Consider the following 13,980-nt stretch of genomic DNA (forward strand, 5'->3'; position numbering starts at 1 on the left):
CATTCAACCGGACAGACTGATGGCGTGATCTTTCGGGAAATGCCATATATATTTCACGGGAACCGGCGACAGACCGGCATTGCAAGCATATCGAGGCGGAAGGGGCAATTCATGCGGCTTTTGAAGGTGGTGGTGGTTCTGGTCATCCTGATTCTGGCGGGCCTGGCCGGCTATGCCTATTTCGGCGACATGAGTTCGGACCCGCGCGAGATGCGCATGCCGGTCGAACTGGAGCTGGGCGCGCAGACAGCCGCCCCGGCCGCAGCGCCCGCGCCGGCACCGGCCCCCGCGGCGACCGCGGCCGCCGATGGCGGCGATGCCGCCCAGACCGCTGCGACGGCCGAGGATGCGGGGGCGGGGCAGAATGACCTCGACTGACGGCCTCGGCCTGGCCTGCGCCCTGGTGGCCGGGCTGGCGCTGGCCCTGCCGGCCGGGGCCAAGCCGCCGCTTTCGGCCAGCGACTGGCTGTCGGGCAGCGTGCGCGAGCCCGACAACATCTCGTCCTGGCGACCCGGCGACGCGCGCCCGCCCGAACTGCGGCAGCGCGCCAGGCGCGAGCTTGCCCCCACCGGCGCGGTCGAGCCGGTCGGCGTGACCCGGCTGGGCGAGGGCAATCCCGACGGCAAGGGCACGGTTTCGCCGCGCGCGGCCGGCCTGCCTCCGGATCTCTGGGGCGACAGCGAGGCGGCGGTGCTGGTGCGGCTGATCCGCGCCTCGAACCCGCGCCTGCCGGCGCTGCGGCGGCTGGAGCGGCGGCTGCTGGCCGCGCAGCTGCGCCCGGCCCGGACCGAGGCCGGACAGGAAGGCGCGCTGTTCCTGGCCCGCGTGGACAAGCTTCTGGATATGGGTGCCACTGGCGCCGCCAAGGAATTGCTCAAGGCCGCCGGTCCCGGCGACCCCGAGCGGTTCCGGCGGCTTTTCGACATCGCGCTCCTGTCCGGCGACGAGGCCCAGGCCTGCGAGACCATGGACCGCACCCCCGGCGTCGCGCCCAGCTTTCCGGCGCGCATCTTCTGCCTGGCCTTCGGCGGCGACTGGTCGGCTGCGGCGCTGGTGTTTCACGGCGCGCAGGCCATGGGGCGGATCGACCCGCAGATGGCGGCGCTTCTGGCGCATTACCTGGACGATGGCTATTCCGACAGCGCCGAGGAACTGGTGCCGCCCGCCGTGGTCACGCCGCTGGAGCTGCGCCTGCACGAGGCGATCGGCCAGCCCCTGCCCTCGTCCGGCCTGCCCCTGGCCTTCGCCCTGGCCGACCTGGACCAGAACGAGGGCTGGAAGGCCCGGCTGGACGCGGCCGAGCGGCTGGCGCGGGCCGGGGCGATCCCGGCCTCGCAGCTGCGCATGATCTATCTGGAGCAGAAGCCCGCCGCCTCGGGCGGGGTCTGGGACCGCGCCGGCGCCGTGCAGGCCCTGGCCGATGCGCTGCTGATGCGCGACCTGGCGGGGGTGGGCCATGCCCTGCCGCCTGCCTTCGACGCCATGGTCGCGGCCGGGCTTGGCCCGGCGCTGGCCGATATGGTCGGGGCCGAGGTCGGCGCACTGGGGCTGGATGGCCGCGCTGGCCGCATCGCGCTGTGGCTGGCGCTGCAAGCCGCGCAGCCGCAGGTGGTGCAGGCCCCGCCCGCCGATGCCGCCGGTTTCGACCTGTGGCTTCTGCGCTTTGCCGAGGGCGAGCCCGAAAGCGCCCCGCCGCCGGGCGAGGGCGAGCCGCGGGCGGCCGCGCTTTTCCCCGCTTTCCTGGGTCCGTCGGAGCGGAGCCTGCCGGAAGGCGCCGCGCAGCTGATCCTGGCCAACCGGCGGGGCGAGGCGCTGCTGGCCGCCATCGCCGATGTCGATGCCGGTCTGGACGGCGACCTGCCGCGCGCGGCGCAGGGCCTGCGCGTCCTGCGCGTGCTGGGCCAGCAGGAAATCGCGCGCCAGGCGGCGGTCGAGCTGATCCTGGCCCCGGTGATGACGCCCCCGCCGGGCTCCGGCCTGCCGTGAGCGGCCGGCTTGACGACCGAGGCCGGATCTCGGCCTTTCTCGACGCGCAGGCGGCCGAAGCGGGGGCGGCGCGCAACACGCTGCTGGCCTATGGCCGCGACCTGCGCGATTTCGTCGACTGGCTGGCGACGCGCGGCGGCACCCTGCTGACCGTCCCGCGCGAGGGGATCGAGGATTACCTGGCTTATTGCGACGCCCAGGGCCTTGCGCGGGCGACGCGGGCGCGGCGGCTGTCGGCGATCCGCCAGATCATGCGTTTCGCGCTGGACGAAGGCTGGCGCGAGGACGATCCCGCCGGCCGCATCAGCGGGCCGGGCCGGGTGCAGCGCCTGCCCAAGGTTCTGGACCGGGCCGAGGTGCAGGCCATGCTGGACGCCCTGCCCCGCATCGGCCGCAACGAGACCGAGCGCGTCCGCAACCTGGCGCTGGTCGAGCTGATCTATGCCACCGGCATGCGGGTGAGCGAACTGGTCTCGCTGCCCGTGGGCGCCTGCCGGGGCGACCCGGCGCTGCTGCTGATCCGCGGCAAGGGCGGCAAGGAGCGCATGGTGCCGCTGAGCGATCCGGCCCGCCGGGCGCTGGCCGCCTGGCTCAGGCGCCGCGACAATGCCCCCGCCGAAAGCCCGCTGGGCCGGCTGGTCGCAGGCAAGGGCGCGCGCTGGCTGTTTCCCGCCGCCTCGCGCGAGGGGCACATGACGCGCCAGGCGATGAACGCCCTGCTGGGCCAGCTGGCGCTGGCGGCGGGCATCGACCCGGCCCGCGTCTCGCCGCATGTGATCCGCCACGCCTTTGCCACGCATCTGCTGGAAGGCGGCGCCGACCTGCGGGCGATCCAGACGCTTCTGGGCCATGCCGACCTGGGCACGACCGAGATCTATACCCATGTCCTTGACACGCGGATGCGCGATCTGGTGCTGAACCATCATCCGCTGGCCCAAGCCCATCGCGACGACAAAGAGCCATGATCCCGCCGGCTGTTCCCGACCCGACCCCCGGCCATGACCCGGCCTTCTGGCTGATCGGCGCGGCGATCCTGCTGCTTCTGGCGCTTTCGGCCCTCTTCGCCGGGGCCGAGACGGCGCTGACCGCGGCAAGCCGCAGCAAGCTGCGCGCCCGCGCCGACAAGGGCGACCGGCGGGCGGCCGAGGCGCTGGCGGCCAAGGAGGACAGCGAAAACCTGAACGGCGCCATCCTTGTCGGAAACACTCTGGTCAAGATCCTGGCCGCCAGCCTTGCCGCGGCGCTTGGCCTGGGCTTGTCGGGCTGGAGCGGGGCGGCGCTGGCGGTGCTGGTCCTGGCGCTGGCAATGCTGGTGCTGGCCGAGGTTCTGCCCCGCAGCCTGGCCCGCCTTGCCCCCGAGGAGACGGCCGGCCGCCTCGCCCGCCCCCTGGCCCTGCTGGCCCGTATCCTTGCGCCGGTGGTCTGGGCGGCGCGGCTGACGGCGCGCGGCCTGCTGGCGCCTTTCGGCATCCGCGCCGGCAGCGCCGGCCCGGTGTTTTCCGTGCAGGACGAGATCGCCGATGCGCTGGCCGTGGCCGAGTCGAGCGGTGCCGTGCAGAAAGAGGAACGCGACCGGCTGCTGGGCGCGCTGGACCTGGGCGAGCGTTCGGTCGAGGAAGTGATGCTGCACCGCTCGGGCATCGCGATGATCGACGCCGGCCAGACTGCCGAAGAGGTGCTGGATCTGGTGCTGAAAAGCCCCCATACCCGCCTGCCCGTCTATCGCGGCGAGCGCGAGAACGTTATCGGCGTCATCCATGCCAAGGATCTCTTGCGCGGCGTGCGCCGGGCGCTTCAGGAAAGCGGCCCCGAGGCGCTGCGCGATTTCGACGTGCTCAGCACCGCCATGCCGCCCTATTTCGTGCCCGAGACCACGCCGCTGGACGAGCAGCTGCGCGAGTTCCTCAGGCGGCGGACGCATTTCGCGCTGGTGGTGGACGAATATGGCAGCCTGCGCGGCCTGATCACGCTCGAGGACATCCTGGAGGAGATCGTCGGCGAGATCACCGACGAACACGACATGGATGCCGTGCAATCGCTGCTGCCCGGCCCGCAGGGCGATTACCTGGTCGACGGCGCGATGACCATCCGCGACCTGAACCGGGCGCTGGACTGGTCCCTGCCCGACGACGAGGCCAACACGGTGGCCGGGCTGGTGATCCACATGGCCCAGTCGATCCCCGCGGCGGGCCAGGTGTTTTCCTTCCACGGCTACCGTTTCGAGGTGCTGGCGCGGCGGGAAAACCGCATCACCCGGCTGCGTATCCGCCCGCTGGGGGTGCCGCCGCCGGACAAGCCCGCCGCCGATCAGTGATCGGCCATGCCGGCGGCGCGCTTGGCCGCCTCGATGCTGCCGCCGGTGCCGTTGAAGAAGGCGTTCAGCGCCACCGCCGCGATGGTCGCCAGCAGGATGCCCGATTCGACCAGCGGGTGGATGGCATGCGGCATCCATTGCTTGAAGTCCGGGGCGATCAGCGGGATCATCCCGAAGCCGAGCGCTACCGCCACCACGAACAGGTTGTTGCGGTTGCCGGCGAAATCCACCGTAGACAGGATGCGGATACCCGTCGCCGCCACCATGCCGAACATGACGAGCCCCGCGCCGCCCAGCACCGGGGTCGGCAGCGATTCCACCGCCGCGCCCATCTTGGGCACCAGCCCGAACAGGATCAGGATCAGCCCTCCGGCGACGCAGATGAAGCGGCTCTTGATCCCGGTGACGCCGACAAGCCCGACGTTCTGGCTGAAGGAGGTATAGGGGAAGGTGTTGAAGATGCCGCCGATCAGCGTGCCCAGCCCATCGGTGCGCAGGCCCGCGGTCAGGCGCTGCGGCGTGACCTCGCGCCCGGTCATCTCTCCCAGCGCCAGGAACATGCCGGTTGATTCGATCATCACCACGATCATCACCAGCACCATGGTCACGATCAGCACCGGGTCAAAGATCGGCATGCCGAAATGGAAGGGCGCGACGATGCCGAACCAATGCGCCTCGGCCACTTTCTCGAAGGTCATCTGGCCCAGCAGGATGGTCAGGCCCGCGCCGATCAGCATGCCCAGAAGCACCGCGATATTGGCGACGAAGCCACGGCCGAAGCGGGCAATCAGCAGGATCGCCGCCAGCACCACGCCCGAGATGGCGATATTGATCGGCTGGGCGTAAAGCGGGTTCTGCACGCTGGGCGCGGGGGCAAAGCCCTCGGGCAGCGCCGGCACGGCGCCGGTCCCGGCCAGGTCGCGCAGCTGGTTCAGCCAGCCGACCGCCACCGGGTCCACCACCTTGGGCGCCGTCGGCCCGACCGGGTTGCCGAAGATCCAGTTGATCCCCACCCGCATCAGCGTGACGCCGATCACCAGGATGATGGTGCCGGTGACGAGCGGCGGAAAGAACTTCAGCATCCGCCCGACGAAAGGCGCGATGAGCATGGCCACGATGCCCGCGCCGATGATGGCGCCGAAGATCATCCGCGCCCCCTCGGGCCCCGGATAGGCGTTCGCCATGGCCACCATCGGCCCGACCGAGGCGAAGGTTACGCCCATCATCACCGGCAGCTGGATGCCGAACCAGCGCGTCATGCCCAGCGACTGGATGATGGTGGCGATGCCGCAGCAGAACAGGTCGGCCGAGATCAGGAAGGCCACGTCCTCGGGCGAGAGCCTCAGCGCCCGGCCGACGATCAGCGGCACCGCCACGGCGCCGGCATACATGACCAGGACATGCTGCAGGCCCAGGGTCGCCATCCGCAGCGGCGGCAGGATCTCGTCGACCGGATCGGCTGCGGATGTCGCGGTTCTTGCCATGAGGGGCCCCCTGTCTTGCCGATCATGCTTGCGTTTTCGCAAGACTGCGCTGGCGTCCGGGTTTTGGCAAATCCTTTATGACGATAACGTGATCACCCGGCCCGCTCCGCGCAGGACGCGGCATTCCCGGCCGCGGCCGCCTGTCTCTGCCGGTGCAGGGCGCGGCGCAGGGTCTCGGGCAGGCCCAGTTCCGGCCAGGCCGCCTGGGCGGCGCGCAGATGCGCCTCGGCCCGCGCGGCATCCTGCGCATCGGCGGCGCGCAGGGCGGCCGAAAGATGCAGCAGCGGCTGGTCCGGCGCCAGCGCCAGCGCCGCATCCAGCCAGCGCCAGCCGGCCTTGCGATTGCCGGCGGCGAAACAGGCATCGGCCAGCCGCTTGCGGGTCAGCATCTGTCCCGGCCGCGCCGCATCCAGCCAGTGCAGCAAGGCGAAGGCCCGGTTCAGCCGGCCATGCAGCCGCAGGACCGAGGCGCAGAACCCCAGCCAGGCCGCATCCCCGTCGGCCGGTTCCGGCCGTTCGCCCCTGGCCAGCGCCGCCTCGATTGGCGCCAGCGCCTCGGCACAGGGGCCCAGCTTGCGCCACAGGTCGGGCCAGACCAGCAATTCGCGCTGTGGCCCCGGATCGCGGATGAACTCCGACCAGTCGATCCGCAGCAGCCACAGCGGCAGGATCCGGCCCTTGCCGCGTTCCGGGTCGGGCTGGGCATAGGTCGCCAGCAATTCGGGGGCAAAGCCAAGCGCCCGGCGCGCCGCCCCGCCGTTATGCATCAGCCGATGCGCCACCGCCGGCATGATCGGTCCCTCGGCCGAGCGCCCGGCAAAGATCATGCCCACCAAGGCCGCGTCCGGTCCGGGCCCGGCGCCGTCCGCATTGCCGCCCTGCCCGCCCGTCACCAGCAGCACCTGCCGGCATTGCGGCTTGTCGCGATTGCGCATCAGTGGCGCCTCCAGCCCCTGCCGGGCCAGGCGCCGCGCCTTCTGCCGAAGGCCGGCCGACCAGGCAGCAATCGCAAGCTCGCGGTAGAGAAAGGGAAAACGCTCCAGCAAGGCCCGGTTTCCGGCCAGCGCCTCGACCAGGTCTTCTGCCCGCCCGCAGCGCCTGGCATGACCGGCGGCATAGCTCACGCTTTGCGCCAGATCGCCGGGGGCAAAGAAACTCTCCGGCCGCGACAGCACGCGTTCCAGCAGCGCCGCATGGGCGGCGTTGCCCAGATCCTCGGGCAGCGCCTCCGGCAGGGCCACCACCCGGCATTGCCCCACCATCGCCGCGGCGCGCGAAAAGGCGCTGTAGCTGGGCGCGCCCACCTGTTCGCAGCCGGCCATCAGCAGCAGTTCCAGCAGGTCGCGCTCGGCCGGGGTCAGCGCGCCGGGGTCCAGAAGCTCATGGGCCGGCAGGATGCGGGGATCGCCCTGGCGCAGATGCTCGACCGCCGCGGGCGTGTCGGAAAAGGCGATCACCGGCCCATCCACCGCGGCGACGAAGGCGCGAAAGAACTCGTCGGGCACATATTTCGACGCCCAGGAGGAATAGGACCAGGGATCGCCGTCCAGGATGTCGCCGCGCCGGACATGGATGGCCAGCGGCCGGCCGCCGCCGGCGCGGGCCAGGATGCGTCGCGCCCCTGCCAGCGCCCGCGCCAGCCGCGGCGACAGCACCAGTTCCTCGGCCGCGGCGCGCAGGCCGGCCGCCGCCTCGGCCTCGGATTCGTCCATGAAGCGGATGATCTCGGACATGCTGTCGCATTCATAGCGCCGCCCCTCGGCCAGTGTGCGGGCGAAACCGGCACCGTTCATGCCCGGCGCCGCGGCGGGCAGGTTGCGTAGTTCCGACCGCTCGGGCGCGCGCGCGACGATGTCGATATGCGCAGCGACGAAGGCGGGGTCCAGGAAATCGCGCGGATCGACCAGTTCGGGATAGGGCCCGTCGGGCTGCGACAGCCACAGATAGCGCCCCGCCACGCCGAACTTGCGTGCGATCCGCATCACATTGAGCAGGCAGATCAGCCGCGCGCCGATCCGATCCTGCCGGAAACCGATGATGGCATGGTGCCTTGTCATGCGAAACCGCCCTCCCCCTCCCCTTGCGGCTTGCAACCGCCCGCCCTCCTGCCTATCAGGACGTGCCGCCATACAACAGCACGGAAACCCCGATATGGACATCGCCGCCCGCCGCAAGGCCGATCCCGCTCACTGGCGCCTCGCCACCGCGATCCGCGCCCTTTCCATGGACGCCGTCGAAGCCGCGAACTCGGGCCATCCCGGCATGCCGATGGGCATGGCCGACGTCGCCACGGTCCTGTTCCGCAACCACCTGAAATTCGACGCGGCCGCGCCGAACTGGTTCGACCGCGACCGCTTCGTTCTGTCGGCGGGCCACGGCTCGATGCTGATCTATTCGCTGCTCTACCTGACCGGCTACGAGCAGATGTCGATCGACCAGATCCGCAATTTCCGGCAATGGGGCTCGATCACCGCCGGCCATCCGGAATTCGGCCATGCCGAGGGCGTCGAGACGACGACCGGCCCGCTGGGCCAGGGCATCGCCACCGCCGTCGGCTTCGCCATCGCCGAAGAGGCGATGCGCGCCCAGTTCGGCGAGGCGCTGTGCAGCCACAAGACCTGGGTCATCGCCGGCGACGGCTGCCTGATGGAGGGCATCAGCCAAGAGGCCGTCGGCCTGGCCGGCCACCAGAAGCTGAAGAACCTGATCGTCCTTTGGGACAATAACGACATCACCATCGACGGCCGGGTGTCGCTGTCGGATTCGACGGACCAACTGAAACGCTTCGAAGCCTCGGGCTGGCGCACGCTTTCCTGCGACGGCCACGACCCCGCCGATATCGAGCGCGCGCTGGCCGATGCCGCCAGCGGCAAGGACGACCGCCCGGTGCTGGTCGCCTGCAGGACCATCATCGGCTTCGGCGCGCCCAACAAGCAGGACAGTTCGGGCGTGCATGGCTCGGCGCTCGGCGCGGCCGAGATCGCCGCCGCGCGCGAGGCGCTCGGCTGGGAGGCGCCCGCCTTCACCGTGCCCGAGGACATCCTGGCCGACTGGCGCGCCATCGGCGCCCGCGGCCGGGCCGAGCGCGAGGCCTGGGCGGCCCGCGTCGATGCGGCCGAGAACCGCGACGAGTTCGCCCGCCGCATCTCGGGCGGCGTCAGCGACCGGCTGGCGCCCACCATCGCGGCGCTCAAGGAACAGGCGCTGGCCAGCAAGCCCAAGGTCGCGACCCGCAAGGCCAGCGAGATGGTGCTGGAGGTGGTGAACCCCGAACTGCCCGAGACGCTGGGCGGCTCGGCCGACCTGACCGGCTCGAACAACACCAAGACCAAGGATCTGGGCGTCTTCACGCCGGAAAACCGCCAGGGCCGTTACATCCACTACGGCATCCGCGAACATGGCATGGCGGCGGCGATGAACGGCATCTGGCTGCATGGCGGCCTGCGCCCCTATGGCGGCACCTTCATGTGCTTCACCGATTACGCGCGCGGCGCCATGCGGCTTTCGGCGCTGATGGGCCTGCCGGTGACCTATGTCATGACCCATGACAGCATCGGCCTGGGCGAGGACGGCCCGACCCACCAGCCGGTCGAGCATCTGGCGATCTGCCGCGCCACGCCCAACACGCTGACCCTGCGCCCCTGCGACCTGATCGAGACCGCCGAGGCGTGGGAAATCGCGCTGTCGAGCGAATCGACGCCGACGGTCATGGCGCTGTCGCGCCAGAACCTGCCGCTGCTGCGCGAGGATGCGGGCGCCGAGAACCTCTCGGCCAGGGGCGCCTATGTTCTGCGCGAGGCCTCGGCCGCGCCCAGGGTGATCCTGATGGCCTCGGGCTCCGAGGTCGAGATCGCGGTGACCGCCCGCGAGACGCTCGAGGCCGAAGGCGTGCCGACCCGCGTCGTCTCGGTGCCGTCGATGGAACTCTTCCGCGACCAGGAGGCCGAATACCGCCGGCAGATCCTGCCCGCCGGCACGGTGCGCGTCGCCATCGAGGCCGCCGTGCGCCAGCCCTGGGACTGGCTGCTGCTGGGCGAGCGCGGCCGCGAAGAAGCCTCCGGCTTCATCGGCATGACCGGCTTCGGCGCCTCGGCCCCGGCACCCACGCTTTACAAGGAGTTCGGCATCACCGCCGAGGCGACCGTCGCCGAGGCCCGCCGCCTGCTCGGCTAAGCACTTCCGGGCCGCGCCCGCTCCGGCGCGGCCCCCTCCCATCCCGCCGGCTTCTTCGTTCCCCAAATACCCATGCCCCGGCGCTCCGGGAAAGCCGCCGCGGCTGCCTTTCACCCTTCCCCAAAAACTCATGCGACGGTGCAGGCAGGCACCCGCTTCGCCCCCATGGACCCCGCCGCCGCCCACGGGCATAAGCGGAAACAAGAGGGACATGCCATGACACCGCCCGAACCCAGCCCCGGCGCCCTGCCGCCGATCCTCGCCCCCGCCGGCGATCCGGGCCGCGCCACGCAATTGCACGGCATCCTGCTCTTGCTGCTGGCGATCTTCCTGTTCACGCTGATGGATGCCACCGGCAAGCATCTCTCGACGCTCTACCACCCGGTGCAGGTGGTCTGGGTGCGCTTCGTCACCAACCTGGCCATCGTCGCGGTCATCTTCGCGCCGCGGCTGCGCCATGCCCTCGCCACCCGGCGCCCGGTGGTGCAGTTCTTCCGCGGCGTGACGCAATTCGGCTCGGGCCTGCTGTTCTTCAGCGCGCTGCAATTCATCGGCCTGGCCGAGGCGACCGCGATCATGGACCTCAACCCGGTGCTGATCACGCTGGGCGCGGCCGTCTTTTTGGGCGAATCCATCGGCATCCGCCGCATCCTCGGCATCCTCGCCGCCTTCTGCGGCGCCATGCTCATCATCCGCCCCGGCGCCGGCGTCTTCCATCCCGCCGCTCTGCTGGCGCTCGCCGCGGCCTTTACCTATGCCGCCGGCGCCATCCTGACCCGCGTGGCGAGAAGCGATTCCACCGCGACCTCGATCCTGTGGTCGGCGCTGGTCGGCACGGTCCTCTCCTCGCTTGCCGTGCCCTTCGTCTGGCGGCCGGTCGGCGATCTCTGGGCCTTCCTGCTGCTCGGCGGGCTCGGCACAGCGGCGCAGGCGCTGCTGATCCGTGCATTCTCGCTGGCCGAGGCGGCGGCCATCGCCCCCTTCGGCTATACCGGGCTGGTCTGGGCCGGGCTCTGGGGTTGGCTCATCTGGGGCACCCTGCCGGACCGCTGGACCCTCATCGGCGCGTTGATCATCGTGGCTGCGGGCCTATATGTCTGGATGCGCGAGGCCCGCGCGATGAACCGGGCCGCCGGAACGGGGCCGCAATGACCGAGACCGACACCGAGACCCAGGAACCCGCCCCGCTGCGCGACCGCATCGCCAATGGCGCCTTCCTGGCTGTCATGGGGCTGGCGCGTATCCTGCCCTATCGGCGGCGGGTGCCGGCGATGGGCTGGTTCTTCGCCCATCTGCTCGGACCCCTGGCCGGCTGGCGCCAGCGCATCCGCACCAATCTGGCCATGGCGCGCCCGGACCTGCCCGCGGCCGAGATCCGCCGCCTGACCCGCGCGGTGCCCGAGAATGCCGGCCGCTCACTGGCCGAGATCTATTCCGGGGCCGAGTTCACCGACCGCATCCATGCCGCGGACCCGCTGACCGGCCCGGGCCTGCCGGCGCTGGAACAGGCGGCGCAGGCGGGTCGGCCGGTGATCCTGGCCGTGGCGCATTTCGGCAATTACGACGCGATGCGCGCCGCGCTCGCGGGGCGCGGCTGGCCGGTCGGCGCGCTCTACCGGCCGATGAACAACGAGGCGTTCAACCGCCATTACATCCCCGCCATGCGCGCCATCGCCGAACCGATGTTCCCGCGCGGCCGCGCCGGGCTTGCGGCCATGCTGCGCTTTCTCAAGGGCGGCGGCTGGCTGTCCCTGGGCTTCGACCAGTTCGACGACCACGGCGCCGAACTGCGCTTCTTCGGCCTGCCGACCAGGACGGTGCTGACCCCGGCGGAACTGGCGCTGCGCTATGACGCGCTGATCCTGCCCATCGCCGGGGTGCGCCAGCCCGACGGGCTGAGCTTTCGCGTCGAGGTCGGCGCGCCCATCCCCCACAGCGACGCCCCGACCATGATGCAGGCGCTGAACGACGATCTGGAGCGGCTGGTCCGCGACCATATGGAGCAGTGGTTCTGGGTGCATCGGCGCTGGAAACGCAGGGGCTAGGCGGCGAATCCCTTTCCCTCGGGTTGTCCGACGGTCTATAAGGACGCCCAAATCCGCCGCGCAGTCAGAACGCGGGCCCCGACAACGACATCCAGAGGACGGCATGAGCGACGAATCCAAAAACGCTGGTCAAGACAAGCGCCACCACGAGGGCGATGTCGCCTTCATTCAGGCCCTGGCCGAACTGCTCGATCGCAACGAATTGACCGAACTGACCGTCAAGCGCGAATATGACGAAAACGACCGGCTGACCGTCAGCCTGTCCAAGCACCAGAAACAGGCCGCGCCGGCCGCCTTTGCCGCCCCCGCGGCGATGGCCCCTGCCGCCGCGCCCGCCCCGGCCCCGGCTGCAGCCCCCGCCAGCGAGGATCCGGCCAGCCTGCCCGGCGTCGTGACCTCGCCCATGGTCGGCACCGCCTATCTGGCGCCCGAGCCCGGCGCGACGCCCTTCGTCGCCATCGGCCAGCAGGTCAAGGAAGGCGAGACGCTGATGATCGTCGAGGCGATGAAGACGATGAACCATATCCCCTCGCCCCGCTCGGGCACGGTCAAGCGCATCCTTGTCGACGACGGCAGCCCGGTCGAGTTCGGCGCCCCCCTGATGGTCGTCGAGTGAGGCGCGGATGTTCGACAAGATCCTGATCGCCAACCGCGGCGAGATCGCGCTGCGCGTGATCCGCGCCTGCCGCGAAATGGGCGTCGCCTCGGTCGCCGTGCATTCCACCGCCGATGCCGATGCGATGCATGTGCGCATGGCCGACGAATCCGTCTGCATCGGCCCGCCGCCCTCGACCGACAGCTACCTGTCGCAGCCTGCCATCATCTCGGCCTGCGAGATCACCGGCGCGCAGGCGGTGCATCCCGGCTATGGCTTCCTGTCGGAAAACGCCGCCTTCGTGCAGATGGTCGAGGATCACGGCATCACCTTCATCGGCCCCTCGGCCGAGCATATCCGCATCATGGGCGACAAGATCACCGCCAAGGAGACGGCGAAGTCGCTGGGCATCCCGGTGGTGCCCGGTTCGGACGGCGGCGTGGCGGACGTGGCCGCGGCCAAGCGGGTGGCGGCGCAGATCGGCTATCCGGTCATCATCAAGGCCACCGCCGGCGGTGGCGGGCGCGGCATGAAGGTCGCCCAGGACGAGGCCGCGCTGGAGACCGCCTTCCGCACCGCCCGTGCCGAGGCCAAGGCGGCCTTCGGCAATGACGAGGTCTATATCGAGAAATACCTGCAACGGCCGCGCCATATCGAGGTGCAGGTCTTTGGCGACGGCCGCGGCCGCGCCGTTCACCTGGGCGAGCGCGACTGTTCGCTGCAACGCCGCCACCAGAAGGTGTTCGAGGAAGCGCCCGGCCCGGTCATCACCGCCGAGCAGCGCGCCCGCATCGGCGGCATCTGCGCCAATGCCATGGCCAAGATCGGCTATCGCGGCGCCGGCACCATCGAGTTTCTGTTCGAGGAGGGCGAGTTCTATTTCATCGAGATGAACACCCGCCTGCAGGTCGAGCATCCGGTGACCGAGGCGATCTTCGGCGTCGATCTGGTGCGCCAGCAGATCCTAGTCGCCGCCGGCGAGGAGATGGAGTTCCGCCAGGAAGACCTGCAGATCCGCGGCCATGCCATCGAGGTGCGGATCAATGCCGAAAAGCTGCCGAACTTCACCCCCTCGCCCGGCACCATCTCGCAATATCACGCGCCGGGGGGGCTGGGCGTACGGATGGATTCGGCGATCTATGACGGCTACCGCATCCCGCCCTATTACGACAGCCTGATCGGCAAGCTGATCGTGCATGGCCGCGACCGCCCCGAGGCGCTGGCGCGGCTGAACCGCGCCCTGGGCGAGCTGATCGTGGACGGGATCGACACCACCGTGCCGCTGTTCCGGGCGCTGATCGAAAATCCCGACATCCAGCGCGGCGATTACTCGATCCACTGGCTGGAACGCTGGCTGGCCGAGATGGCCGTCAGCGCCTGAA

General features: G+C 70.5%; 11 protein-coding genes. 9 read left to right on the forward strand and 2 right to left on the reverse strand.

The features are described 5' to 3' along the window. The first annotated feature begins 111 nt into the window (after nucleotides 1-111). The 4 genes from ACNKFW_RS16435 to ACNKFW_RS16450 are packed head-to-tail and all read left to right on the forward strand — an operon-like array spanning nucleotide 112 to nucleotide 4,301. A complete protein-coding gene (locus tag ACNKFW_RS16435; RefSeq protein ID WP_147428896.1) occupies nucleotides 112-378 on the forward strand; it encodes a hypothetical protein in 267 nt (88 codons plus the stop codon). Then, the gene (locus tag ACNKFW_RS16440) at nucleotides 365-1,987 is read left to right on the forward strand and encodes a hypothetical protein (protein ID WP_024844721.1); all 1,623 of its coding nucleotides are present in this window, start codon (nucleotides 365-367) and stop codon (nucleotides 1,985-1,987) included. Before ACNKFW_RS16435 ends, ACNKFW_RS16440 begins: the two co-directional genes overlap by 14 nt. Next, on the forward strand, nucleotides 1,984-2,952 hold the full coding sequence (locus ACNKFW_RS16445; protein ID WP_147428897.1) for a tyrosine recombinase: 969 nt from the start codon (nucleotides 1,984-1,986) through the stop codon (nucleotides 2,950-2,952). The genes ACNKFW_RS16440 and ACNKFW_RS16445 overlap by 4 nt, the downstream gene beginning before the upstream one ends. Further along, nucleotides 2,949-4,301, forward strand: a complete 1,353-nt coding sequence (locus ACNKFW_RS16450) for an HlyC/CorC family transporter (protein ID WP_147428898.1) — start codon at nucleotides 2,949-2,951, stop codon at nucleotides 4,299-4,301. Before ACNKFW_RS16445 ends, ACNKFW_RS16450 begins: the two co-directional genes overlap by 4 nt. Here the strand turns inward: ACNKFW_RS16450 and ACNKFW_RS16455 are convergent. Together ACNKFW_RS16455 and ACNKFW_RS16460 are read right to left on the reverse strand one after the other, a co-directional pair. Beyond that, the gene (locus tag ACNKFW_RS16455) at nucleotides 4,295-5,785 is read right to left on the reverse strand and encodes a nucleobase:cation symporter-2 family protein (RefSeq protein ID WP_147428899.1); all 1,491 of its coding nucleotides are present in this window, start codon (nucleotides 5,783-5,785) and stop codon (nucleotides 4,295-4,297) included. The genes ACNKFW_RS16450 and ACNKFW_RS16455 overlap by 7 nt on opposite strands. Before the next feature lie 92 nt (nucleotides 5,786-5,877). Beyond that, entirely contained in the window at nucleotides 5,878-7,842 is a 1,965-nt protein-coding gene (locus ACNKFW_RS16460; RefSeq protein WP_147428900.1) for a hypothetical protein, read from the reverse strand. Nucleotides 7,843-7,936: 94 nt separating this feature from the next. Here ACNKFW_RS16460 and tkt point away from each other — a divergent pair, with 94 nt between their 5' ends. The 5 genes from tkt to accC all read left to right on the forward strand — a co-directional run bounded on the left by tkt (nucleotide 7,937) and on the right by accC (nucleotide 13,979). Continuing rightward, entirely contained in the window at nucleotides 7,937-9,958 is a 2,022-nt protein-coding gene (tkt, locus tag ACNKFW_RS16465) for a transketolase (protein WP_147428901.1), read from the forward strand. A gap of 216 nt (nucleotides 9,959-10,174) precedes the next feature. Beyond that, nucleotides 10,175-11,110, forward strand: coding sequence for a DMT family transporter (locus ACNKFW_RS16470; protein ID WP_147428902.1), 936 nt, complete (start codon nucleotides 10,175-10,177; stop codon nucleotides 11,108-11,110). After that, nucleotides 11,107-12,003, forward strand: a complete 897-nt coding sequence (locus tag ACNKFW_RS16475) for a lysophospholipid acyltransferase family protein (RefSeq protein WP_024844728.1) — start codon at nucleotides 11,107-11,109, stop codon at nucleotides 12,001-12,003. The genes ACNKFW_RS16470 and ACNKFW_RS16475 overlap by 4 nt, the downstream gene beginning before the upstream one ends. A gap of 103 nt (nucleotides 12,004-12,106) precedes the next feature. After that, nucleotides 12,107-12,619: an acetyl-CoA carboxylase biotin carboxyl carrier protein gene (gene accB / locus ACNKFW_RS16480; protein ID WP_147428903.1), complete on the forward strand. Its 513-nt coding sequence runs from the start codon at nucleotides 12,107-12,109 to the stop codon at nucleotides 12,617-12,619. Nucleotides 12,620-12,626: 7 nt separating this feature from the next. Further along, a complete protein-coding gene (gene accC / locus ACNKFW_RS16485) occupies nucleotides 12,627-13,979 on the forward strand; it encodes an acetyl-CoA carboxylase biotin carboxylase subunit (protein WP_028709938.1) in 1,353 nt (450 codons plus the stop codon). The last annotated feature ends 1 nt before the right edge of the window (nucleotide 13,980 follow it).

This window comes from Paracoccus sp. TD-10, assembly GCF_048270675.1.
Classification (GTDB): Bacteria; Pseudomonadota; Alphaproteobacteria; order Rhodobacterales; family Rhodobacteraceae; genus Paracoccus; species Paracoccus pantotrophus.